Raw genomic sequence first — 22,735 nt, forward strand, 5'->3', positions numbered from 1 at the left:
TCGGATTGCCGAAGGCCGGCTTGGGCTCTTCATCACCCCAAACGAAAAAGCCCCGGACGATGCCGGGGCTTTGACGTCTGAACTTGCGTTCGGATCAGTACTTCGCGACGACCGGACCGGTCCAGTTGAAGCGGTAGACCAGCGAGGTGGAGATCGTCTGGTTCCAGCTGTTGGCGCGGATGCTGTTGATGCCGGTCGGCAGGTTGGTGGCGTCGGAGATCTCGTCCCGGGTCTTCGCACCGTAGAAGGCCGAACGATACTCGGTCTTCATGAACCAGCCGGGTGACTGGATGCCGAAGATGTTCAGGTTGTTCTCGACACCGCCGCCGATGAACCAGCCGTTGCGGTTATAGCCGTTGAGATGCACGCCAGATGCAACGCCGCCCAGGTTCGTGAAGTTCGTGCTGCCGAAATGGGCGCCCGAGTAACCGCCGTTGACATAGGAGAGAACATTCGGGGCAACCAGCCAGCCGAGGCGCACACCGGCGGCCCAGGAGTCTTCCAGCTTCTGCTTGCCGGTGAGGCCCAGGATCGGATCCTGAACGGTGCCGCTGATGCTGCCGAACTGGCCATCGGCGAACACGCCGGCAACCCAGGTGCCGCTGAACTGCCAGTCGTAGCCGAGACCGACGGTGCCGAACCAGCCCGAAGCGCCCTGGCGCTGTGCGATCGTCAGGGGCAGGCCCGTCGGGGTCGAAAGAATGGTCTGGTCAGAGGCCGAGATGCCGCCGCCGGCGCCGCCGAAGAGGTAGAAGCCGGTCCAGCTGGCGACGGGAGCTGCCATCGGGGCCTTCACGTAGGGACGGGCGCCAAGGTCAGCGGCCGAGGCCGAACCGGTCATCGCGGCAACCGCGGTCAGTGCGAGCAAAATCTTCTTCATCTTAAAATCCCCAAGCTTTGGTCTGTCTGGCAGGCGCGAGCGCACTGAAGTCCGTGTGATCTGATGTTCCGGACTATACCTGCTTCTCTCCGAAATGCTGTTGCAGAGCAGGCACAGTCGCCGGGAAACGCCGCACGGCGGGGATTCTGAGCGTCGTTGTCGAAATATACAATATGCCTGCATTATCAATGCGTTATTCAGAATTTTGCGATCTGTGTTTTGGTAGCTTCTCGTTAGCAAATCCGGCTTTGTCCGATATGGAGGCAATCCTGCATCAGCCTGGCTGGGTGAGTCGTTGGCCGAGTCGCGATGCGACGAGGCCGGAATCAGCGAAGTCGAGGCCGACCGTTGGCCGGGTGGTCGGGCAAGATCGGCGGGCAGGATCGGCGGGGAAAGAGCGGTTGTCGTCCCAAAAACAAAAGAGCCCCGGGCTTCATGCCGGGGCTCAGGATGGGATACGACCGGGCAGCGCCTGCGGATCAGACGTCCAGCAAATCGTCATTGGCGAATTCGGCCTTGTCCGAGATGAACGCGAAGCGCGCTTCGGCCTTGGTGCCCATCAGGCGCTCCACCGAATCCGCCGTGGTGTCGCGGTCGTCGGCGAGCAGAACCACTTTCAGCATGGTCCGCTTGGCCGGATCCATGGTGGTTTCCTTGAGCTGCGCCGGCATCATTTCGCCGAGGCCTTTGAAGCGATTGACCTCGACCTTGGCGTTGGCGTTGAACTCGCTCTTGATCAGCGCTGCCTTGTGCGCGTCATCGCGGGCGTAGACAGACTTCGTGCCGTTGGTCAGCTTGTAGAGCGGCGGCACTGCGAGGAAGAGGTGGCCCTGGTCGATCAGCGGGCGCATCTGGCGGTAGAAGAAGGTGATCAGCAGCGAAGCGATGTGGGCACCGTCGACATCGGCGTCGGTCATGATGATGATGCGCTGATAGCGCAGATCCTCCTCGCGATACTGCGCGAGCATGCCGCAGCCGATCGCCTGCACGAGGTCGGCGAGCTGCGTGTTCGCCGTCAACTTGTCCTTGCCGGCGGACGCGACGTTGAGGATCTTGCCGCGCAGCGGCAGCACGGCCTGGGTCTTGCGGTCGCGCGCCTGCTTGGCGCTGCCGCCGGCCGAGTCTCCCTCGACGATGAAGAGTTCCGAGCCGTCCAGGCCGGCATCGCTGCAATCGGCGAGCTTCCCGGGCAGGCGCAGCTTCTTGCCGGCCGTCTTGCGCGCGGTCTCCTTCTCTTGCCGGCGGCGCAGCCGCTCCTCGGCGCGGTCGATCACGAAGTCGAGCAGCCTGTTGGCCTGGTTCGGGTTGCCCGACAGCCAATGGTCGAACGGGTCCTTCATCGCCTGTTCGACGATGCGCTGCGCTTCGGCGGTGGCGAGACGGTCCTTGGTCTGGCCCTGGAATTCAGGTTCGCGCACGAACACCGAGAGCATCACGGCAGCACCCACCATCACGTCTTCAGACGTAATGGACGACGCGCGCTTGCCTTGGCCGACGCGCTCGGCGTGATCCTTCAGACCGCGCAACAGCGCGCTGCGCAGGCCGGATTCGTGCGTGCCGCCGTCGGGCGTCGGCACGGTGTTGGTGTAGGAAGACAGGAAGCCGTCGGCATCCGCGGTCCAGGCAACGGCCCATTCGCAGGCGCCATGCGCGCCGTTGCGGCCCGACTTGCCGGAGAATATGTCGGGATGCACCAGCGTGTCGGCATGAATCGCGGCCGCCAGATAATCCTTGAGGCCGCCAGGAAAGTGGAACGTGGCCTCCGCCGGCACGTCGTCGACGCCCTTGAGCAGTTCGGGCGCGCAATTCCAGCGGATCTCGACACCACCGAACAGATACGCCTTCGAACGCGTCATCTTGAACAGGCGCTGCGGCTTGAACACGGCCTTGGCACCGAAGATGTCGGTGTCCGGCTTGAAGCGCACGCGAGTTCCGCGGCGGTTGTTGATCTTGCCGAGATCCTCGAGCTTGCCCTTCGGGTGCCCGCGCTCGAACGTCATGCGGTAGAGTTTCTGGCTGCGCGCGACCTCGACCTCGAGCAGCGAGGAGAGGGCGTTCACCACGGATATGCCGACGCCGTGCAGGCCGCCCGAGGTCTCGTAGACCTTGGAGTCGAACTTGCCGCCCGAGTGCAGTGTGCACATGATGACTTCGAGCGCCGACTTCTTCGGGAATTTTGGATGCGGATCGATCGGGATGCCGCGGCCGTTGTCTGTGACGGTCAAAAAGCCGTCCGCGCTCAACTCGACTCCGATGAAGGTCGCATGCCCCGCCAGCGCCTCGTCCATCGAGTTGTCGATGACCTCGGCGAAGAGGTGATGCAGCGCCTTCTCGTCGGTGCCGCCGATATACATGCCGGGCCGGCGGCGCACCGGTTCCAGACCTTCGAGCACCTCGATGTCGGCGGCAGTGTAGTCGGCCTCGGCGCCGCCCGCGCGCGGGGCTGCCTTGCCGGGACGAGGCTTCGGCTCATCGCCGCCGAAAAAATCGTCTTTTGCTTTGGGTTTCAACTGCTTGGACATATATCTTTATGCGTTTTGAGGGCCGCATGAGCGGCGAATCGGTTGGCGCGACTATGCCACTTCTCGCCTGGAAAGGTTATCGCAGGGCGGGTCGGGCGGTGTGGTTGGGAGCCAATCCCGGCGATTTTACGCCGCAGCCCTATCAAATCCCGGCAATTTGACGGTCCGGTCCAGCCTGGACCGGACTTTGTGACTTGATGTCACACAAGTCCTTGGCTTACCAGTCCTTTTCATCGAGCAGCACCTTCGGGCAGGGCGGAAAGGCTATTTTTGAATGGAGCAGTTTGCGCACGGGCTCGCTGATTTCGTGCGCGCTCACCAGACATGGGCAGCTCCCATCGTGTTCATGCTCGCCTTCGGGGAGTCGCTTGCCTTCATCTCGCTGCTGATCCCGGCTTGGGGCGCGTTGGTCGCGATCGGCGCGCTGATCGGCGCGAGTGGCATCAGCTTCTATCCGGTCTGGATCGCTGGCGGCATCGGCGCGGCGCTGGGCGACTGGGTCTCGTATTGGTTCGGCTATCGCTACAAGGAGAAGGTCGCCCAGATGTGGCCGCTCTCGCGCTATCCGGAACTCCTGCCCAGGGGTGAGGCTTTCGTGCGCAGCTGGGGCGTGCCGAGCATCTTCATCGGCCGCTTCTTCGGCCCCTTGCGTGCCTCCGTGCCGCTTGCGGCCGGCATTTTCGAGATGCCCTATTGGAGCTTCCAGGCCGCCAATTTCGTCTCGGCGCTGATCTGGTCGGCGGCGCTGCTGCTGTTCGGAGACGTGATCGCGAAGATCATGGAATGGATCTGGCGGGTGGTGTGACGTCCGAACCTTGACGCGAACCGCAACTGGCCCTATAGCCCCGCGCCATGATCAACGCCGCGACCATTTTGTTCGCCCGTCGCCGCCGCCGCAGCTTTGCGGTTTGGGCGGTCGATCGCGTTTGAGATCATCGTCTTTGCCGCTGGATCCGATCCGCGGCATTCTCTCTCCTGTCAGTGCGATCTGATCCGGCGGCCACCAAGGAGGCCAGCAGGAGACTACGATGTACACGCCACCCTTTTTCAAGCAGGACCGCGCCGCGAGCCTGAAATTCGCCGACACGCGCGGCTTCGGCACCATGTGCGCGTTCGACGGCCACAAGCCGGTCGCCTCGCCGCTGCCGTTCTATTTGACCTATGCCGCGGACGGCACGCCGCAGGCTGCCTTTCATGTCGCCCGTCACAATCCGCTGCTAAAGCTTGCGGACGGGACGACCTCCTGGCTGCTCGCGGTCAACGGTCCCGATGCCTACGTGTCGCCGGACTGGTACGTCTCGCCGGATCAGGTGCCGACCTGGCTGTACCAGTCGGTCCATCTGACCGGGCCGGTGCGGTTGTTGTCGGATGGTGAACTGGCCGAGCAAATCGATACGCTCAGCGACAAGTTCGAGAGCTGGCTGTTGCCGAAGAAGCCGTGGACGTCGGCCAAGATGACGGCCGGGCGGCTCGAGGCGCTGAAGAAGGCGATCGTGGGTCTGGTCATGACGGTTGAGGAGGTCGAAGCCAGCTTCAAGCTCAACCAGCACAAGTCCGACGCCGACTATACGGCGATCGCCAATGCGCTTGGCGCGCAAGCCCATGCCGACGCCAGGGAGATCGCGCAACTGATGCAGGACGTAAGGCCGGAGGCCTTCGCATCCGAAACCAACATGCTCGAAAGGAGCGCGCCATGACCTTTTCTGAAGCCAGCCTCGTTGACACCAAAAATGCCCCGAAGACGGGCGCTGCGACAAAGCCCGCCACGGTCTTCGTCGACGGCGGCTCCGGCACCACCGGGCTCGGCATCAACGAGCGGCTGAAGCTGCAGAGCGACGTGGTCGTGAAGACGATTGCCGACGACAAGCGCAAGGATCCCGCAGCCAAGAAGGCGCTGATGGAGGAGGTTGATCTCGTCATCCTCTGCCTGCCGGACGATGCTGCCAGGGAAACGGTTGCGCTCATCGACAGCATGGGGCCGTCGGGCCCGAAGGTGCTGGATGCCTCGACCGCGTACCGGGTCGCGCCCGACTGGGCCTATGGCTTTCCGGAACTGACGCCGGATCAGGCCGGCAAGATCAAGGCTGCGAAGAAGGTCTCCAATCCCGGCTGCTATCCGACCGGCGCGATCGCGCTGCTGCGACCGATCGTCGATGCCGGCCTGCTGCCGGCGGACTATCCCGTCAACGTCAATGCGGTGAGCGGCTATTCCGGCGGCGGCAAGTCCATGATCGCGAGTTTCGAGGACGGCAGCGCGCCGTCCTTCGAACTCTACGGCCTCGGCTTCGAGCACAAGCATCTGCCGGAGATGCAGCTCTATTCGAACCTGGCGCGGCGGCCGATCTTCATCCCGTCGGTCGGCAACTACCGGCAGGGCATGCTGGTGTCGGTGCCGCTCCAGCTCGACTCGCTGCCCGGCAAGCCCAGCGGCGCCGATCTCCAGGCGGCGCTGGCAAAGCGTTACGCCGGCTCGAAATACGTCTCGGCGATGCCGTTGCAGAACGAGGCGACCAAGGGCGGCAAGCTCGAGCCGGAAGCGCTCAACGAGACCAACATGCTCGAGCTCTACGTCTTCGCCAGCGACAAATACCACCAGGCGGTGCTGGTCGCCCGGCTCGACAATCTCGGCAAGGGCGCGTCCGGCGCGGCCGTGCAGAACATGCGGCTGATGCTGGGTCTTGCCGACGAGTAGCCGATGAGCGTTGCCCGCGAGACCAGTCACGAAGCGACGCTGCAACTTTCTACTCCGGCAAGACGATCCAGCGACGCCTGAAAGGAACGTGTGATGAGTTCGAAGAAAATCGGCATTCTCGGCGCCTCCGGTTACACCGGGGCCGATGCGGTGCGCCTGCTGGCGCGGCATCCGAATGCGGAAATCACGGCACTCACCGCCAACACCCACGCCGGCAAGGCCATGAGCGAGGTGTTTCCGCATTTCTTCATGCTGGATTTGCCCCAACTCGTGGAATGGGAAAAGGTCGACTGGACCAAGCTCGACGCGGTGTTCTGCGGGCTGCCGCACGGCACCACGCAGCAGATCATCGCGGCCGTGCTGAAGGCCAACCCGAAGATCAAGGTCCTCGACATGTCCGCCGATTTCCGGCTGCGCGACAAGGAAACCTACGCCCATTGGTACGGTCACGAACATCAGGCGCTCGAGCTGCAGGGCGAAGCCGTCTACGGCCTGACCGAATTCTATCGGGAGAAGATTACCGCGGCGCGGCTGGTCGCCTGTCCCGGCTGCTATCCCACGGCAGCGCTGTTGGCGCTGGTGCCGCTGGCGAAAGCAAAACTGATCGACGTCGATGACATCCTGATCGACGCCAAATCAGGCGTCACCGGTGCCGGACGCGGCCTGAAGCAGAACACGCTGTTCAGCGAGGCGGGCGAGGGGATTTCGCCGTATTCGGTCGGCACGCACCGGCATGCGCCGGAGATCGAACAAGAGATCGGCGTCGCGGCGGGCGCGAGCGTGACCGTCAATTTCACGCCGCATCTCATACCGATGTCGCGGGGCGAACTCTGCACGTCCTACGTCAAGCTCGACGGCGCGACGCCGGACGATTTGCGGGCCGCGCTCGAGCAAGCCTACGCAAACGAGCCCTTCGTGCATGTCGTCAAGAAGGGCGTGCTGCCGCAGACCCAGAACGTACGCGGTTCGAACTATGTCCAGATCGGAGTCATCGCCGACCGGATCAAGAACCGCGCCATCGTGATTTCGGTGCTCGATAATCTGGTGAAGGGCTCGGCCGGTCAGGCGATCCAGAACATGAACCTGATGTTCGGATTTCCCGAGATCGCTGGATTGGAGCAGATCGCGCTGTTTCCCTGATCGGAGTGGTCGCCGTGGACGAAGGGACTCTGCAATTCTATCGGAGCAACGCCCGGTCCTATGCGGACTGGGCGAAGGCGCCTTCGACGCGGCTGCGCTGCTTTCTCGCTCTGCTGCCGTCCGGCGGCTCGATCCTCGAGCTCGGCTGTGGCGCCGGCAATCATTCGGCGGTGATGCTGGCCGAGGGTTTTTCGGTGCGCGCCACCGACGGCTCGCCTGAAATGGCCGAGATCGCGTCGCAGCGGCTCGGTCATGCCGTCGAGGCGATGCGATTCGACCAGCTTGACGCGCACGAGGCCTATGACGGCGTCTGGGCCAGCGCCTGTCTCCTGCACGTACCGCGCGACGAGCTCGCCGGCATCCTGGCGCGGATTCATCGCGCGCTCAGGCCGTCAGGCGTGTTCTATGCCAGCTACAAGATGGGCGAGGGCGACGGCCGGGACAGCCTCGGGCGTTACTACAATTATGCGTCGCCAGAATGGCTCGAGGCGACCTACGCCAGCGCGGGTCCATGGATCACGCTGTCGTCGGACAGGAACGTGATCCGGAGCTTTGACGAGACGCCGGCGAACATGCTGCATCTCGTCGTTCGCAAGGCCTGATCTAAAACGACGAGGATCTCAAACCACCTTGAAGATCACGACGGCCAGCTCGATGAAGCCCACCGCCGCGGTCGAGTGAGACCGTGTATGTCCGTGGCCTTGGCCTCACCGAAGCGGCTTCGGCCGCGCAGGCGCGACCAGCCCGGGCATGACGGCTGCGAGGGCGCCTTCTCAGTACTTCGCGATGATCGGGCCGCCGAATTTGTAGTTGATGCGGGCGGTGATCAAATCGACGTCCTGGCCGATGCGGTCGGTGCGTGAGAACGTGCCGACCGGCGTCAGCGCGCCGTTGGAAGTGAGCGTGACGTCGTGGCGGCCCATGAACAGATGGTCGTATTCGAGGCCGACCGACCAGTTCGGGGCGAAGCCGTATTCGATGCCGACGCCGACCGTACCGCCCCAGCGGGTGTCGTCGGCACCGTCGAACTCGGCTCCGGCCAGACCGCCCGTTCCGATGCCGCGGTAGCGGTTGCGGGTGACGGCGGCGCCGCCCTTCACGTAAAGCAGTGCGTTATTCCAGGCGTAGCCGACCTGGCCGGTGAACAGGCCGAAAGCATCGACACGGGTGCGGTTCGCGACGCCGGCCACGGCGCTGGCGTTCCGGCCGGAGAGATCCGCCCAGTCGCCCTGCGCTTCAAGGCCGAACACGAAGGCGCTGCTCTGCCAGCGATATCCGATCTGGCCGCCGGCGACGGCGCCCGTCGCGTCATGGCAGCCTTCCGCAACGCCGGCGGCAAAACCAACCGTCTGGTCCCAGCAATTGCGTGACGAGCCATAGCCGCCGTTGGCGCCAATGTAGAAGCCGCTCCAATCATAGATCGCCGCGATCATCGGCGGCGCCTTGGTGTAGGGACGTGCGGCGAGATCGGCGGCACTGGCCTGGGTGGTGACGGCTGCGAGCGAGAGTCCGGCGAGCGCGGATGCAATCTTCCAATTCATATCTGCCCCGAATCATCAATGCGATGACCAAATATACCTGTGGATAGACGACCCTTCGCGTCAGCCCACGGAAGGCATTCCTATTTTTGTCGCACTGTCATCCTTCGGCAACACCAGCAGCCGAGGCAGGCTTTCGAGGATTTTACCCCTTTGTTGCAGCCGCTAAGCCATCGGAGCTGCGATCAAACCACCTTGAAGATCGCGACGGCCAGCACGGCCTGCGCGATGAAGCCGACGGTGAAGGCCAGGGTGCGGAAGACGGGGATGCCCATCGCATAGACGATCAGATGCGCGACGCGCGACCAGAAATAGACGGCGCAGGCAAGCACCGTCCATTTCGAGGAATAGTCGATCGCGTTCAGGATCAGCACCAGCGGCGCGAACAGCACGAGGTTCTCGACGGCGTTGTCATGCGCGAACATGAGGCGGTTCGCCCATTCCGACTGCGGCTTGTCGGTGCGCGAGGGATTGGCCATCGCGCCACCGAGACCGCGAATCTGGCAGCGGTTGATGGTGTAGGGAATCCAGAGGATTCCGGTCAGGACCACCGTCAGTGTCAGCCAGAACAATTCACGCGTCATAACCCGGTCCCCTCATCAATTTCTGCCGCAGGCGTGGAGCTTATACGAAAGCGCGGAAGATTCTGCTATGCGCGAACCCTGACATAGCTGCCGGGCGCGTCCTCGATCGGGGGAAACGCATCGCTGCCGACCGTGCGGGCCGGGACTTCCTCGGGATCGAGCGCGCCCAGCCATTGCCGCCAGTCCGGCCACCACGAGCCCTTGTGCTCGACCGCGCCTTTCATCCACTCGGCGACGTTGGCGGACTTGACGTTGTCGTTGGTCCAGTACTGGTATTTGTTCGAGGCGGGCGGATTGACCACGCCGGCGATGTGGCCCGAGCCGGACAGCACGTATTTCACCGGGCCGCCGAAGAACTGGGAGCCGTACAGCACCGATTCCGCCGGCGCGATATGGTCCTCGCGGGTTGCTAGATTGTAGATCGGTACCATGACCTTGGAGAGATCGAGCAAGGTGTTGTCCAGCACCAACGTGCCGGTCGAGAGCCGGTTCTCAAGATAGCAATTGCGCAGATAGTACGAATGGTTCGACGCGGTCATGCGCGTCGCGTCGGAATTCCAGTGCAGCAGGTCGAACGCGCTCGGCTGCTGGCCCTTGAGGTAATTGCTGACGACATAGGACCAGATCAAATCGTTGGAGCGCAGCATGTTGAAGGCCATCGCCATCTTCGAGCCTTCGAGCACGCCCGCCGCCTTCATGTCCTGCTCGAGGGATGCGATCTGCTCCTCGTCGACGAACACGAGCAAATCACCGGCATGGGTGAAGTCGACCTGTGCCGCGAAGAACGTCGCGGACGCCACGCGCTGGCGGCGCTTCTCGGCGAGCCAGGCCAGCGTGGTCGCGAGCATGGTGCCGCCGACGCAATAGCCGGCGGTGTGCACTTTCATCTCGCCGGTGACCTTCTCGATCACGTCCATCGCCGTGAGCGGGCCTTCCTTCATGTAGTCTTCCCAGCTCTTGGCACCTAGCCGCTTGTCGGGATTGACCCATGAGATCACGAACACGGTGATGCCCTGATCGACGCACCACTTGATGTAGGATTTCTCCGGCTTGAGGTCGAGGATGTAGAACTTGTTGATCCAGGGCGGGATGATCAGGAGCGGCGTGCGCAGCACGTTCTCCGTCGCCGGCGCATACTGGATCAGCTGCATCATCTCGTTCTGGTAGATCACCTTGCCCGGCGTCGTCGCCATGTTCACGCCGACGACGAGATTGTCAGGATCGGATTGACGGATCTTCAGCGTGCCCTTGCCGGCGGCGATGTCCTCGGCCAGCATCTTCAGCCCGCGCGCGAGATTTTCGCCGCTGCTGGCCACCGTCGCGCGCAGCACTTCCGGGTTGGTCAGCACGAAGTTGGAGGGCGACATCGCGTTGGTGAGCTGCTGGACGTAGAACTCGGCCTTGCGGCGGGTCTGCGGATCGAGCCCCTCGGCGTCCCGCACAAGCTCCTGCGCAAATTTGGTCGTGAGCAGGTAAAGCTGCATCATGAAATCGAAGAACTGGTTCGACTTCCATTCCGGATCGGCAAAGCGCTTGTCGCGCGGCGACGGCGCGATCGCGGGCGGTGCGTCCTGACCGGCCATGCGGCGCGCCGCCGAGCCCCAGAGGTCGAGATAGTCCTTGGCGAGCTTGGTCTGGAGCTCGGAGGACCGCGACGTATCAGACAGCCAGTATTCGGCGACGGCGGTGAAAGTCTTGACGACCTCCGCAAGCTCGGCCGGCGGCCGATCCTGCACCTCGCCGCTCTCGCGCGGCTTCAGGTACGCGGCGAGCGCCTTGCCGCCGCTTTCCATCGCCCGCGCGACATTCATCGCGAAGGCTTCCGCATCGAACTTCGTCTCGGGTTTGGGCGTATCGGTGGTGGCCATGCTCATGAGCAGAACAGTAACGATTCATTCCGTATTCGTCACCGCGAAGCTCGCATGTTTGGCGTTAAACACTCTCGAAGATGTGTTGCAGTGCGACAAATTTTCTTGGTTCCGTCACAATCGAGCCGCACCGCTCGGCTTGGTAGTCCCGGGGTTGTTTTCTCGCTCGCACCGTTTGGGCAGCAATGGTTTGAGCTTGGGCGCGGATTTGGGTAAGATTGCCCCGGGGCCGTGCTTTGGTACGAAGTGGGGATTTCCCTAGTGTTGGCGTTGAGGGACCTGCAAAAGTCGCGGCGGATCCGTGGCGCGCTGCTGATGGCGGCGCTGGCCTTGGGCGGCTGCTCGAGCCAGCTTGCGGATATGACGCCTTCCGATGCGCAAGCGCATCCCAGGGAGGCCGGTAGCTATCTGCCGGTGCACGATCTGCCGCCGGATCGCGATCAGGCGGTCATGCCGCCGGACCAACGGGCCAAGATCGAGGCCGAACTTGCTGCCGCGCGCGACCGCCAAGCGGTTGCCACCAAGGATGCGAAATAGCGCGCTGCAAGGTAATCGCTGGCGCCTCCGCCTCGCCGTGCTAAAAGACCTTAGTTCAGCCGAGAGTCAGGGCGAACGACTTCAGTCAACGTCGGCGATAATTGCTCTAAGTATTTGATCTTGAGTAATTTTCGCGAAGGATGCGGGCGCCTGCCGCTTGGTCTTTATGGCCTGTCGATTCTGTCCTGACCGGTTGCCCGGAGCCGAGAGAGCCATGGAAGAATTTTACCGCATCCGCCGTCTTCCGCCTTACGTGTTCGAACAGGTCAACCGGGCCAAGGCAGCCGCGCGGAATGCCGGCGCCGACATCATCGACCTCGGCATGGGCAATCCGGACCTGCCGGCGCCGGCGCATGTGCTGGAGAAGCTGAAGGAGACGCTGGGCAAGCCGCGCACCGACCGCTACTCGGCCTCCCGCGGCATCCCCGGACTGCGCCGGGCCCAGGCCGGCTACTACGCCCGCCGTTTCGGCGTGAAGCTCAATCCCGACACCCAGGTGGTGGCGACGCTCGGCTCCAAGGAGGGGTTTGCCAACGTGGCGCAGGCGATCACCGCGCCCGGCGACGTCATCCTTTGTCCCAATCCGAGCTACCCGATTCACGCCTTCGGCTTCTTGATGGCTGGCGGCGTGATCCGCTCGGTGCCCTCGGAGCCGACGCCGCAATTCTTCGAGGCGGTCGAGCGGGCGATCGTGCATTCGATCCCGAAGCCGCTGGCGCTCGTCGTCTGCTATCCTTCGAACCCGACCGCCTATGTCGCGAGCCTCGATTTCTACAAGGACCTGGTCGCGTTCGCGAAGAAGCACGAGATCCTGATCCTGTCCGATCTCGCTTATGCCGAGGTTTATTTCGACGAAAGCAACCCGCCGCCCTCGGTGCTCCAGGTGCCGGGCGCGATGGACGTCGCCGTCGAGTTCACCTCGATGTCGAAGACCTATTCGATGGCTGGCTGGCGCATGGGCTTTGCGGTCGGCAACGAGCGCGTGATTGCGGCACTCGGCCGTGTCAAATCCTATCTCGACTACGGTGCGTTCACGCCGATCCAGGTTGCGGCGACCGCCGCGCTGAACGGACCGGACGATTGCATCAAGGAGATGCGCGACACCTACCGCAAGCGGCGCGACACGCTGGTGGAATCGTTTGGCCGTGCCGGCTGGGAGATCCCGCCGCCGGAAGCGTCGATGTTCGCCTGGGTGCCGCTGCCGGAAGCCTTCCGCAGCGTCGGCAGCATGCAGTTCGCGACCCTGATGGTGGAGAAATCCGGTGTCGCGGTCTCACCCGGCGTCGGCTTCGGCGAGCATGGCGAAGGATATGTCCGCATCGCCATGGTGGAAAACGAGCAACGGATCAGGCAGGCCGCGCGCGGCGTGCGCCGCTTCCTTGAAAGCGGCATCGAAACGTTGCACAACGTCGTTCCGCTCGCCACTCGGCGTTAAGTTCTCTTCCGCAGGTTTTCCAAGGCATCATGGTTGCACCCCTGAAAGTGGGCATAGCGGGGCTCGGCACCGTGGGCGCCGAAGTTGTCCGTCTGATTGAAACGCAGGCGCGCGTGCTTGCCGGCCGCAGCGGCCGCGGCATCCGCGTCGTCGCCGTCACCGCGCGCTCGAAGGCGAAGAAGCGCGGCGTCGATCTGCGTGGGATCGAATGGGTCAAGGATCCGCTTGCCCTCGCCACGCATCCCGGCATCGACTGCTTCGTCGAACTGATGGGCGGCTCCGGCGACCCCGCGCTGTCGGCGGTCGAAGCCGCGCTCGCTGCCCGCAAGTCCGTGGTCACCGCCAACAAGGCGTTGCTGGCAAAGCACGGCCTCAAGCTGGCAAAGGCGGCCGAAAAGCACGGCGGCGCGCTGAATTTCGAGGCAGCCGTCGGCGCTGCGATCCCTGTCATCAAGACGTTACGCGAAGGTCTTGCCGGAACCGGCATCAACCGGGTCTACGGCATCCTCAACGGCACCTGCAATTACATCCTGACCCGGATGGAGCAGGAGGGCCTGTCCTTCGCCGAATGCCTGAAGGACGCGCAACGGCTCGGCTATGCCGAGGCCAATCCGTCATTCGACGTCGACGGCCACGATACCGCGCAAAAGCTCGCCATTCTCGCCAGCCTCGCTTTCGGCACGAAAGTTGCTCAAAGCGCGGTGTATGTCGAAGGTATCTCCTCCATCGCGCCGGAAGATCTCCGTGCCGCTGACGATCTCGGTTACCGGCTCAAGCTGCTGGGCGTCGCGGTTCGCACCGCCACGGGCATCGAGCAGCGCGTGCATCCGACCATGGTTCCAAAATCCTCGTCGATTGCGCAGGTGATGGGTGTCACCAACGCGGTCACGATCGATGGCGAGGGAATCCCGCCGATCACGCTGGTCGGCCCCGGTGCCGGTGGCGCCGCGACCGCATCCGCCGTCGTCGCCGACATCGCCGACGTTGCGCGCGGCATTCGCGCCAATCCGTTCGGCCGGCCGGTTTCGCAGCTGCGCGACACCAAGAAGGCGCCGATGGAGCGCCACGAGGGCGGCTACTACATCCGCCTTCTGGCCCGCGATTTCCCGGGCACCGCGGCTGCAATCGCGACGCGGCTCGCGGAGCAGAAGATTTCGATTGAGTCGATCGTGCAGCGCCATCCCAATGGCGGCGCTGCGTCGACAAACGGCAAGGCGGTCCCGGTGCCCGTCATCCTCATCACCTATGCCACGCACGAGGACGCCGTGCGCCGCGCGCTCGCGGCCGTGCAGCGCGACAAGGTGATCAGCGGGCGGCCGCAGGTGATACGGATCGAGAAGAACTGAGCGTGCTTAGCAATGACACGGTTCGAACGAACTGTGGGTGTTACGAGTTGATGCGGCGGAGATGTCCGTCCAAAACTGTTTCGAAGGAGTGAGCCGATGTCGACCCATATTTCAGTCCCGCCGCAAGCGTTGCTCGAGCGCATTCTCACGCTGGAGATCGTGCGTGTGACGGAGCGGGCGGCGGTGTCTTCGGCGCGTCTGCGCGGGCACGGCAACGAGAAGGCGGCCGACCAGGCCGCGGTGGATGCGATGCGGCGCGAGCTCAACAAGCTGCCGATCGAGGGCACCATCGTCATCGGCGAGGGCGAGCGCGACGAAGCGCCGATGCTCTTCATCGGCGAGAAGGTCGGCATGAACGCTGGCCCGCAGGTCGACATCGCGGTCGACCCGCTCGAAGGCACCACGCTGTGCGCCAAGAACATGCCGGGCTCGATCGCCACCATGGCGATGGCCGACGGCGGTACTCTGCTGCACGCGCCCGACGTCTACATGCAGAAGCTCGCGATCGGTCCGGGTTACGACAAAGGCGTCGTCGAGCTCGATGCGACGCCGGCCGAAAACGTCCGCCGCCTTGCCAAGGCCAAGGGCGTCAAGCCGGACGGCATCACTGTTCTCGTGCTCGACCGGCCACGCCATGCCAGCATCATCGAGAGCGTGCGCTCGACCGGCGCCGCCGTGCGCCTCATCACCGACGGCGACGTCGCCGGCGTGATCCACTGCGCCGACCCTGACAATACCGGCGTCGACATGTATCTCGGCACCGGCGGCGCGCCCGAAGGCGTGCTCGCGGCCGTGGCGCTGCGCTGCATCGGCGGCCAGATGCAGTGCCGTCTCATCCTCGACTCCGACGAGAAGCGCGAGCGCGCCGCCAAGATGGGCGTCAACGATCCCAAGATGATCTACGGCATCGAGGACATGGCGCGCGGCGACTGCCTGTTCGCCGCCACCGGCGTCACCACGGGCTCGCTGCTATCAGGCGTCAAATTCCGCAAGGACGGCGTGATCGAGACCGAGACGGTGGTGATGCGCTCCGTCACCGGCACCGTACGCTACATCAAGGCCGAGCACCGCGAGCTGGCCAAGTTCCATTTGGATTGATGTTCTCCGTCATTCCGGGGCTCGCGAAGCGAGAACCCGGAATCTCGCGCCACAACTTCTGGATTCCGGGTTCGCGACTTCGTCGCGCCCCGGAATGACAACAAGAACAATTAAGGGAAGCGCCAGTGTCCGACCTGTCCGCCGTCAAAGCCCTCGTCTTCGACGTATTCGGCACCGTCGTCGACTGGCGCACCAGCCTGATCACCGACTTCATGTGGTGGGCGAGGGGCCGCGGCATCAGCGCCGACTGGACTGCCTTGGTCGACGGCTGGCGCGGCATGTACATGGCTTCGATGGATGACGTGCGCAAACATCCCGAGCGCGGCTATGTCATGCTCGATGATCTGCATCGCCGTTCGCTGGAAAAGCTGGTCGCGCAATTTTCGATTCCAGGCCTCACCGAAGCCGATCTCGATCACCTCACCAAGGGTTGGCACCGCCTGCACCCGTGGCCCGACAGCGTGGCGGGCCTGACGCGGCTGAAGACGAAATTCGTGATCTCGCCGCTGTCGAACGGCAATGTCGCACTGCTCACCAACATGGCGAAGTTCGCAGGACTGCCCTGGGACCTCATCATGTCGGCCGAGCTGTTCGAGCACTACAAGCCCGATCCCGAAACCTATCTCGGCGCCGCGCGCCTGCTCGGCCTCAAGCCGGAGCAGGTGATGATGGTCGCCGCGCACAACGGCGATCTCGCCGCCGCGCAGAAGAACGGGCTGAAAACGGCCTTCGTGGCACGGCCGACCGAATACGGTCCGCTCCAGAAGGTCGATTTCGAGGCCACCGGCAATTGGGACATCGTCGCCAAGGATTTTGGCGGGGTCGCCGACACGCTCGGCTGCTAGGGCGGCTGACACCTATGCGAGGCGGACGAGGCCCGGAATGCTGAAGACGATGGCCAAGGCTCAGCCTCGCAGCACGTTCCACGGGGCGAAGGCGTTGTTGACGCCCTCGAGCGCCGGTCCGAGTTGCGGTACATGCCGCAGCAGCACCGATTTCATTCCGTTGTTGTGGATCCAGTCCAGACCGAAATTGGTGTAGACTTCCGCCCGGTAGTCATCGGTGAAGAACCGGTCGCTCTTCAGACGCCGCGATGCCATCAGGATAAAAATGCGGAAGGCGGTATCGCTGAAGCCAAAACCGTCCGGCAGGTCCTCGGCCAATAATCCGACCATCAGATCAACGCGATCGACGTCGCCCTTGTAGATCGCGCGCATCTTCCTGGCGGCATCGGGGATGCTGGTGATTTCCTCGAATGTCTTGACCCGCTTCTTGCCGACCAGTTCGCGGAACCGATTGTAGCGCGGCACGCCGCGCTCGCGATCGCGCATGATATCGATGGCGGCCACGTCCAGCAGCGGCTGGTCGTCTTTCGTGAACTGGCGCAGAAAGTTGGGATAATTGTGGAGGCGAATGGCGCCGGGATGAGCGGTACCGAACGAGTACAGCAGGTCGACGAAGCCGTGAGTCTGCATGAACTCGCGGGAGGCGCGCCCCTGCATTTTGACCAAATCGCTAGGGGTAATCTCTGTGCTATCGAGCCGCCGTACATCCATCGTTTCGGGGATCAGCGGGTGCAGGCGGTACACGGCGGTGAATTCCTCCGTCATCGCGTAGGGCGCGCTGTGCTGATCCGTCGGAGAGCCGATGATACCAAAGGCGGCTTCGCTGTTCTTGCCGAGCACCGCGCGTAGCACCCGGCACGGGATCCCCGACCAGTTCGCGTGCATGCTGAAGTCCAGCGCGGGATGGCCGAGAATGCCTGGCGTCCATTCGACGGTGTGGATCTTGGCGATCAGGGCCGCGTTGATCAGGCGCGCATGCTGGAATAGCGCCTCGTCGTTCCAGGTCGGATACCGCGTCTTCAAGCCGTCGCAGATGACATTGTGCTCGCGTGCGAAAAGGTTATGCAGCAGGCTGAGCCCCACCCACCAATTGTCATTGAAGCCGGTGAGATCGGCGCCCGGATGCACTGGATCGGCTGGAAGCATCCCATCATCGCCGACCGCGATCTTCCCATCTGCCCCGGAACGGATCTGCATCTGCCTCGCGCGGTCGCTGCCGTAGATCTGTCCGGCGTCCCACCAGTGCGAGTTGAGGTTGCGGAACGTGGGAGTCGCGCCGAGCCATGGTTCACGTGCCGTCTCGTCGCAAACGGTCCGACGGATCTTCATGCAGCCGTCGATCCGCTGATCCGCTGGCCATTCGTCGTTTGGCTTCAGCGGAATCTTGAATTCGTTTCCCGCCTTCGGGGACCCATGGCTGAACCAATTATGGGTTTCGAACTGGATCCAGGCGGCGGCCAGCAGATTGAGGCTGGTCGCGGGAATGAATTCGCGGCGCGCGAGCAATTCCTCCGAGATCACGCGCGGACTGGGTTCGAGCAGGTCGTCCAGGCTGTCCGGCACACATTCGGGCAGCGCGAAATTGCGTCCGAACCGGGCGCCAGCCATCCCCATGCGCGGATGGTCGAGGCTGTTGAACGAGCCGTCGGCGGAACGCCAGCGGTCATTGCCCGTGCTCCAGCGAGGCGATGTCGTGCCGTAGCCGGTATGGTGCAGATTGTGCTCCCGCAGCCGATCGCGGAACGCCGAGAGATTGGCAGCTCCGAGCAGGGTCGGCAGTTTGTCCCATGTGACAAAGAAGTTGATGGCCCGATAGACAACATCCGGGACCCGTTGGAGCAGGTCACGATGGAAGACAAAACCATCGTTCTCGCGGGACATTGACGCTCCCAAACAAATTCACGTCAATAAATTCGATTTGCAATTAGTAGCTGTAATTCAATAACACCAAAATGTCCGCTTGCCAACGCCGCCGGCGACGTTGCGGATTGCAGTTGCTTGCCGGTCAGCCGGACAGCGGTGATCGTTCGGACGGTCCGGGCGGCGCGTACGCCACCCGGACCTGATCCGGCGATTACAACGTCATCTGCATCGGTTCGGGATAATAGTGGAATCCTTCGCCGGCCTTGGCAACGTGGCCATAGCCCGGCCAGGCGAAGTGATGCCGCGCGATACGGCGTGACCGCAGGATTCTTTTGACGTCGCGAATGCCGTCTCACGCAATCCGCGGCACCAGGTCGCTGCCTTCCGTTTCGGCAAAACCCGCCTGTAAAACCTCTTCGCGCTTGTGGCGCAAATGCGCGCGCAGGATATGGGCAAGGCCGACGCCGTCGCGCCTCTGCAGTGCGTTCAGGATGGCATCGTGCTCCTTCACGGCGACCGCCCAGCGCTCGGGCGTCATCGGCGTCACGTAACGCGCGCGGCGGATGCGCGCGGTCACGGATGTATAGAGCCCCGCGAGCACCGGGTTTCCGGCCGCAGCGACGATGGCTTCGTGAATGGCGCGGTTGCCGCGATAGTACTGGATCAGGTCGCCCTCGCGATGATGCCGCACCATCTCCGCATGCGCGGCGGCGATCGCGTCGATCTCGGCGTCGGTGATGCGCTCGCAGGCGAGTTCGCCGGCGAGCGCCTCGAGGCCCTGGCAGACCTCGAACAGGTCGCGCATGTCCTTGTCGGTCAGTTTTGCCGCGCGCGAGCCGCGATGCGGCAAAAGCTGCACGAGCCCTTCGGCGGCGAGCACCTTGAGTGCCTCGCGGAGCGGCGTGCGCGATATCTGCAGCCGCTCGCACAGCTCGCGCTCGGGAATCCGCGCGCCCGGCGGGATTTCGCCGTCGAGCAGGATGGCCCGGATGCGGCCGACGACTTCCTCATGGAGCATGGGTCTGAAGTCCATTTGAATGCAAAAATGGAGCTATATACGAATAAATGCAAGTTCCAGCTTGTAAATCGATAATTTTGCATTCAAAACTGTAAAAAACAGAAGGACATTCAGGAAATGGACCAGCAGGTGGTCGTGGAAGACCTCGTTTTCGAGCGTCAGGACGGTATCGGGCGGATCACCTTCAACCGCCCGCAGGCTCGCAACGCCTTCACCTTCGCGATGTATGAGCGGCTTGCCGCGGTCTGCGAGGAGATCAACGACGATCACGCGATCAAGGTGCTGGTGCTGCGCGGGGCCGGCGACAAAGCGTTTGCCGCGGGCACCGACATCAATCAGTTCCGCGATTTCAAGTCGCCGCAGGACGCGATCGACTACGAGAACCGCATCGATCGGGTGCTGACCACGCTCGAGCAGTGCCGCGTGCCGACGATCGCGGCGATCAACGGGTTCTGCACCGGCGGCGGCGCGGGCATCGCCGCGGCCTGCGACCTCCGCATCGGCACTCAAAGCGCGAAAATCGGCTTTCCCATTGCCCGCACGCTCGGCAATTGCCTGTCGATGTCCAATGTCAGTCGTCTGACCGCGCTGATCGGCGCCGCCCGCGTCAAGGATCTGATCTTCACCGCGCGTCTCATCGACGCGACGGAGGCCGCCAGTGTCGGTCTGCTCGGCGAGGTCGTCGAGGATCTCGCCGCGCTCGACAGGCGCGCGGACGAGGTTGCCCGATTGCTCGCCGGCCACGCGCCGCTGACGCTGAATGCGACCAAGCAGGCCGTGGCGCGCCTGCAAAGGCGGCTGACGCCGGACGAGGGCGAGGACCTCATCCTGATGTGCTACACGAGCCAGGATTTTCGCGAAGGGCTCGATGCTTTCCTCACCAAGCGCGCGCCGCAATGGCGCGGCCAATAGGACGCTCCGATGCAAAGCGATCGCTCGCAATCAACCTCCGGCCGTTCGGGGCCGCTCGCCGGCCTCAAGGTCATCGATCTCACCCATGTCATGGCGGGGCCGACCTGCACCTTGATGCTGGCCGACATGGGCGCCGACGTGATCAAGATCGAGAAATCGCCGAACGGTGACGACACCCGCCATTCGGTGCCGCCGAAGATCGGCGACGAGGCGGCCTCCTTCCTGATGATGAACCGCAACAAGCGCGGCATTGTGCTGGATCTGAAGACGGATGGTGGCAAGCAGGTGTTGCGGCGGCTGATCGCGGGCGCCGACGTGCTGGTGGAGAATTTTGCGCCGGGCGCCATGGAGCGCCTCGGCTTCGGCTACGAAGACCTGCACAGGCAGCATCCGACGCTGATCTATTGCTCGCTGTCGGGCTTCGGCCGCACCGGACCCTACAAGCATCGCCGCGGCTTCGATCTGGTCGCCCAGGCCATGAGCGGCATCATGAGCTTTACCGGCGAACGTCCCGATGGTCCGCCCGTGAAATGCGGTCCGCCGCTGTCCGACATCACCGCCGGCCTGCTCGCGAGCATGGGCATCCTCGCGGCCTATACGCACCGTCTCAAGACCGGCGAAGGGCAGTGGGTCGAGACCTCGCTCTATGAGGCCGCGCTGGTGCAGACCTACTGGCAGTCGACCATCGCGCTCGCCGCGGGCACCGCGCCGCGCGCGATGGGTTCGGCGCATCCGCTCAACGCGCCCTATCAGGCCTTCGAGGCCTCGGACGGCTGGCTGGTGGTCGGCGGCGCCAACAAGAAGCACTGGCTGTTGATGCTCGAGGCCCTTGGTGCGAGCGAGTTGGCCGCCGATCCGCGTTTCATCAACGGCGCCGACCGCATGGCCAATCTGAAGGAGCTCGAAGCTGTCCTGAGCGAGCGCTTCCGCACCCGCACGCGCGCGCACTGGCTCGCGGCACTGGATGAGAAAGGGGTGCCGTGCGGACCCGTGCACGACATGCTGGAGGCACTCAGCGATCCGCAGACGCTGGCGCGCGAGATGGTCGTCGAGGTCGAGCATTCCACGCTCGGGCCCGTGAAGACGATCGGCTTGCCGGTCAAGTTTTCGGAGACCCCAGGCAAAGTGCGCACGGGCGCGCCGGTCTACGGTGAGCATACAAGTGAGGTGCTGGTCGAGCACGGGTTCGACCAGAAGCAGATCGAAGCGCTCGAGCAAGAAGGCGCAATCGTCCTGGCATCGGGAAGACGCGAGGAACGCGTCGCCTGACCGGACGTCGAAAACGACAAGAACAAGAGACAAAAATCAGCTGGAGGAAATCATGGGTCGGACGTCAACACTTCTGCTCTCCGCAACCGCAATCGTGCTCGCCGGCACGATGCCGGCGCTCAGTGCCTGGCAGCCGCAAAAGCCGATCGAGTTCGTGGCGACCGCCGGGCCCGGCGGCGGCACCGACAATCTCGCGCGCGCCGTGCAGAACATCATCACCAAGCACAAGCTGGTGGAGCAGCCGATCGTCGTCGTCAACAAAGGCGGCGGCAGCGGCGCGGAAGGCTATGTCTACGGCAAGGCGTCCGCCGGCGATCCCTACAAGGTGATCTTCGGCACGTCGAATGCCTGGCAGCAGCCGCTCGTCTCCAAGGTCGCCTTCAACTACACCGATCTCACAGCGATCGCGGCAATGGCGCAGGACGAATTCCTGCTCTGGGTCAAGCAGGATGCGCCCTACAAGACGGCGGGCGACTATCTGAAGGCGGCCGCGTCGGGCGATTTCAAGATGGGCGGCGCGCAGTCAAAGGACACCGACGAGGTGCTGACCCGCATGATCGAGAAGGCCGGCCACGTCAAGCTGACCTACATTCCTTTCAAGAGCGGCGCCGAGACCGCCGTTCAGCTCGCCGGCGGACACCTCGACTCCCACGTCAACAATCCCAGCGAAAGTCTTGGGCAATGGCGCGGTGGAACGCAGCGGCCACTTTGCGTGTTCAGCCCGAAGCGGCTGCCGCAGGGCGCCAAGGTCACCGCGACCGAAGGCTGGGGCGACGTTCCGACCTGCGTCGAGCAGGGCCTCGACATCAAGCAATATGAGCAGCCGCGGACGGTGTGGCTCCCCGGCAAGGTCACCCCCGACCAGGCCGCGTTCTATGTTGACCTGATGAAGAAGGTGCAGGCGACGCCGGACTGGAAGGACTACATCGAGAAAACCTCCCAGGTCGACACCTTCCTGACCGGCGCCGAGCTCGACAAGTTCATCAAGGAGGACCTCGAGCACGTCAAGCAAGTCGCGGGCGAGCAGGGCTGGTTGGTTAAGTGAGGCGGGGCAAGCCTCCAACCCCTCCGTCGTCCCGGCGAAGGCCGGGACCCATACCGCGTGATCTATCGAGGAGTGTTGGTCGTCGTACCGATGTGGATTTAACGTCAAGTCGTCGTCAAACGCCTTCCTGGGGTTATGGGTCC

General features: G+C 63.6%; 20 protein-coding genes and 1 pseudogene. 13 read left to right on the forward strand and 8 right to left on the reverse strand.

Going from position 1 to position 22,735, the window contains the following annotated elements:
• Positions 1-94: 94 nt before the first annotated feature.
• Both AC0L2J_RS05465 and parE read right to left on the reverse strand, forming a co-directional pair.
• Positions 95-880, reverse strand: a complete 786-nt coding sequence (locus AC0L2J_RS05465) for an outer membrane protein (RefSeq protein ID WP_473387692.1) — start codon at positions 878-880, stop codon at positions 95-97.
• A 479-nt stretch (positions 881-1,359) separates the two neighbouring features.
• Positions 1,360-3,402, reverse strand: coding sequence for a DNA topoisomerase IV subunit B (gene parE / locus AC0L2J_RS05470; protein ID WP_473387694.1), 2,043 nt, complete (start codon positions 3,400-3,402; stop codon positions 1,360-1,362).
• A 274-nt stretch (positions 3,403-3,676) separates the two neighbouring features.
• On the opposite strand from parE, the gene AC0L2J_RS05475 reads away from it, so the two are divergent.
• The 5 genes from AC0L2J_RS05475 (at position 3,677) to AC0L2J_RS05495 (ending at position 7,836) form a co-directional block, all read left to right on the forward strand.
• Positions 3,677-4,207: a DedA family protein gene (locus AC0L2J_RS05475; RefSeq protein WP_007609868.1), complete on the forward strand. Its 531-nt coding sequence runs from the start codon at positions 3,677-3,679 to the stop codon at positions 4,205-4,207.
• Between the two features lie 223 nt (positions 4,208-4,430).
• Positions 4,431-5,099 carry an FMN-binding negative transcriptional regulator gene (locus AC0L2J_RS05480; protein WP_473387695.1) on the forward strand — a complete coding sequence of 223 codons (669 nt, stop codon included), beginning with the start codon at positions 4,431-4,433 and terminating at the stop codon, positions 5,097-5,099.
• A complete protein-coding gene (argC, locus tag AC0L2J_RS05485) occupies positions 5,096-6,094 on the forward strand; it encodes an N-acetyl-gamma-glutamyl-phosphate reductase (RefSeq protein WP_473387698.1) in 999 nt (332 codons plus the stop codon). Before AC0L2J_RS05480 ends, argC (AC0L2J_RS05485) begins: the two co-directional genes overlap by 4 nt.
• Positions 6,095-6,187: 93 nt before the next feature.
• On the forward strand, positions 6,188-7,234 hold the full coding sequence (gene argC / locus AC0L2J_RS05490) for an N-acetyl-gamma-glutamyl-phosphate reductase (RefSeq protein ID WP_473387700.1): 1,047 nt from the start codon (positions 6,188-6,190) through the stop codon (positions 7,232-7,234).
• Between the two features lie 14 nt (positions 7,235-7,248).
• Positions 7,249-7,836, forward strand: a complete 588-nt coding sequence (locus AC0L2J_RS05495; RefSeq protein WP_473387702.1) for a class I SAM-dependent methyltransferase — start codon at positions 7,249-7,251, stop codon at positions 7,834-7,836.
• A gap of 171 nt (positions 7,837-8,007) precedes the next feature.
• Here AC0L2J_RS05495 and AC0L2J_RS05500 read toward each other — a convergent pair whose 3' ends face one another.
• From AC0L2J_RS05500 to AC0L2J_RS05510, 3 genes are all read right to left on the reverse strand, one after another.
• Complete coding sequence (locus AC0L2J_RS05500) at positions 8,008-8,775, reverse strand: outer membrane protein (protein ID WP_007609877.1); 768 nt, start codon at positions 8,773-8,775, stop codon at positions 8,008-8,010.
• A gap of 182 nt (positions 8,776-8,957) precedes the next feature.
• Positions 8,958-9,356 carry an MAPEG family protein gene (locus tag AC0L2J_RS05505; RefSeq protein WP_007609879.1) on the reverse strand — a complete coding sequence of 133 codons (399 nt, stop codon included), beginning with the start codon at positions 9,354-9,356 and terminating at the stop codon, positions 8,958-8,960.
• A gap of 65 nt (positions 9,357-9,421) precedes the next feature.
• A complete protein-coding gene (locus tag AC0L2J_RS05510) occupies positions 9,422-11,230 on the reverse strand; it encodes a PHA/PHB synthase family protein (RefSeq protein ID WP_473387704.1) in 1,809 nt (602 codons plus the stop codon).
• 255 nt (positions 11,231-11,485) lie between these two features.
• On the opposite strand from AC0L2J_RS05510, the gene AC0L2J_RS05515 reads away from it, so the two are divergent.
• The 5 genes from AC0L2J_RS05515 (at position 11,486) to AC0L2J_RS05535 (ending at position 16,485) form a co-directional block, all read left to right on the forward strand.
• The gene (locus AC0L2J_RS05515) at positions 11,486-11,761 is read left to right on the forward strand and encodes a hypothetical protein (RefSeq protein WP_473387895.1); all 276 of its coding nucleotides are present in this window, start codon (positions 11,486-11,488) and stop codon (positions 11,759-11,761) included.
• Positions 11,762-11,975: 214 nt separating this feature from the next.
• Positions 11,976-13,196, forward strand: a complete 1,221-nt coding sequence (locus AC0L2J_RS05520; RefSeq protein ID WP_007591524.1) for an LL-diaminopimelate aminotransferase — start codon at positions 11,976-11,978, stop codon at positions 13,194-13,196.
• A gap of 29 nt (positions 13,197-13,225) precedes the next feature.
• Positions 13,226-14,542 carry a homoserine dehydrogenase gene (locus tag AC0L2J_RS05525; protein WP_473387706.1) on the forward strand — a complete coding sequence of 439 codons (1,317 nt, stop codon included), beginning with the start codon at positions 13,226-13,228 and terminating at the stop codon, positions 14,540-14,542.
• Between the two features lie 96 nt (positions 14,543-14,638).
• Positions 14,639-15,640: a class II fructose-bisphosphatase gene (gene glpX, locus AC0L2J_RS05530; RefSeq protein WP_007609885.1), complete on the forward strand. Its 1,002-nt coding sequence runs from the start codon at positions 14,639-14,641 to the stop codon at positions 15,638-15,640.
• A gap of 125 nt (positions 15,641-15,765) precedes the next feature.
• Positions 15,766-16,485, forward strand: coding sequence for a haloacid dehalogenase type II (locus tag AC0L2J_RS05535; protein WP_473387707.1), 720 nt, complete (start codon positions 15,766-15,768; stop codon positions 16,483-16,485).
• A 60-nt stretch (positions 16,486-16,545) separates the two neighbouring features.
• On the opposite strand, the gene AC0L2J_RS05540 is transcribed toward AC0L2J_RS05535, so the two are convergent.
• The 3 genes and pseudogenes from AC0L2J_RS05540 to AC0L2J_RS05550 all read right to left on the reverse strand — a co-directional run bounded on the left by AC0L2J_RS05540 (position 16,546) and on the right by AC0L2J_RS05550 (position 19,366).
• Positions 16,546-18,366, reverse strand: coding sequence for a peroxidase family protein (locus tag AC0L2J_RS05540; protein WP_473387709.1), 1,821 nt, complete (start codon positions 18,364-18,366; stop codon positions 16,546-16,548).
• A gap of 193 nt (positions 18,367-18,559) precedes the next feature.
• Positions 18,560-18,658 (reverse strand): annotated as a pseudogene (locus AC0L2J_RS05545) (MBL fold metallo-hydrolase); the annotation flags it as partial.
• A gap of 42 nt (positions 18,659-18,700) precedes the next feature.
• On the reverse strand, positions 18,701-19,366 hold the full coding sequence (locus AC0L2J_RS05550) for a GntR family transcriptional regulator (RefSeq protein ID WP_473387711.1): 666 nt from the start codon (positions 19,364-19,366) through the stop codon (positions 18,701-18,703).
• Positions 19,367-19,483: 117 nt separating this feature from the next.
• On the opposite strand from AC0L2J_RS05550, the gene AC0L2J_RS05555 reads away from it, so the two are divergent.
• Genes AC0L2J_RS05555 through AC0L2J_RS05565 form a run of 3 tightly spaced genes read left to right on the forward strand, consistent with a single transcriptional unit; the run spans position 19,484 to position 22,592 of the window.
• Positions 19,484-20,278 (forward strand): enoyl-CoA hydratase/isomerase family protein, encoded by a 795-nt coding sequence (locus AC0L2J_RS05555; RefSeq protein WP_473387713.1) that lies wholly within the window; start codon positions 19,484-19,486, stop codon positions 20,276-20,278.
• Between the two features lie 9 nt (positions 20,279-20,287).
• On the forward strand, positions 20,288-21,547 hold the full coding sequence (locus tag AC0L2J_RS05560) for a CaiB/BaiF CoA transferase family protein (RefSeq protein ID WP_473387714.1): 1,260 nt from the start codon (positions 20,288-20,290) through the stop codon (positions 21,545-21,547).
• A gap of 52 nt (positions 21,548-21,599) precedes the next feature.
• Positions 21,600-22,592 (forward strand): Bug family tripartite tricarboxylate transporter substrate binding protein, encoded by a 993-nt coding sequence (locus AC0L2J_RS05565; RefSeq protein ID WP_473387716.1) that lies wholly within the window; start codon positions 21,600-21,602, stop codon positions 22,590-22,592.
• The last annotated feature ends 143 nt before the right edge of the window (positions 22,593-22,735 follow it).

This window comes from Bradyrhizobium sp. MV1.5, assembly GCF_055807615.1.

Bases quoted from the DNA above. Each gene is read 5' to 3' on its own strand.
- AC0L2J_RS05465 (WP_473387692.1), bottom strand. From the start codon at position 880: ATGAAGAAGATTTTGCTCGCACTGACCGCGGTTGCCGCGATGACCGGT.
- parE (WP_473387694.1), bottom strand. From the start codon at position 3,402: ATGTCCAAGCAGTTGAAACCCAAAGCAAAAGACGATTTTTTCGGCGGC.
- AC0L2J_RS05475 (WP_007609868.1), top strand. From the start codon at position 3,677: ATGGAGCAGTTTGCGCACGGGCTCGCTGATTTCGTGCGCGCTCACCAG.
- AC0L2J_RS05480 (WP_473387695.1), top strand. From the start codon at position 4,431: ATGTACACGCCACCCTTTTTCAAGCAGGACCGCGCCGCGAGCCTGAAA.
- argC (WP_473387698.1), top strand. From the start codon at position 5,096: ATGACCTTTTCTGAAGCCAGCCTCGTTGACACCAAAAATGCCCCGAAG.
- argC (WP_473387700.1), top strand. From the start codon at position 6,188: ATGAGTTCGAAGAAAATCGGCATTCTCGGCGCCTCCGGTTACACCGGG.
- AC0L2J_RS05500 (WP_007609877.1), bottom strand. From the start codon at position 8,775: ATGAATTGGAAGATTGCATCCGCGCTCGCCGGACTCTCGCTCGCAGCC.
- AC0L2J_RS05505 (WP_007609879.1), bottom strand. From the start codon at position 9,356: ATGACGCGTGAATTGTTCTGGCTGACACTGACGGTGGTCCTGACCGGA.
- AC0L2J_RS05510 (WP_473387704.1), bottom strand. From the start codon at position 11,230: ATGAGCATGGCCACCACCGATACGCCCAAACCCGAGACGAAGTTCGAT.
- AC0L2J_RS05520 (WP_007591524.1), top strand. From the start codon at position 11,976: ATGGAAGAATTTTACCGCATCCGCCGTCTTCCGCCTTACGTGTTCGAA.
- AC0L2J_RS05525 (WP_473387706.1), top strand. From the start codon at position 13,226: ATGGTTGCACCCCTGAAAGTGGGCATAGCGGGGCTCGGCACCGTGGGC.
- glpX (WP_007609885.1), top strand. From the start codon at position 14,639: ATGTCGACCCATATTTCAGTCCCGCCGCAAGCGTTGCTCGAGCGCATT.
- AC0L2J_RS05540 (WP_473387709.1), bottom strand. From the start codon at position 18,366: ATGTCCCGCGAGAACGATGGTTTTGTCTTCCATCGTGACCTGCTCCAA.
- AC0L2J_RS05550 (WP_473387711.1), bottom strand. From the start codon at position 19,366: ATGCTCCATGAGGAAGTCGTCGGCCGCATCCGGGCCATCCTGCTCGAC.
- AC0L2J_RS05555 (WP_473387713.1), top strand. From the start codon at position 19,484: ATGGACCAGCAGGTGGTCGTGGAAGACCTCGTTTTCGAGCGTCAGGAC.
- AC0L2J_RS05560 (WP_473387714.1), top strand. From the start codon at position 20,288: ATGCAAAGCGATCGCTCGCAATCAACCTCCGGCCGTTCGGGGCCGCTC.
- AC0L2J_RS05565 (WP_473387716.1), top strand. From the start codon at position 21,600: ATGGGTCGGACGTCAACACTTCTGCTCTCCGCAACCGCAATCGTGCTC.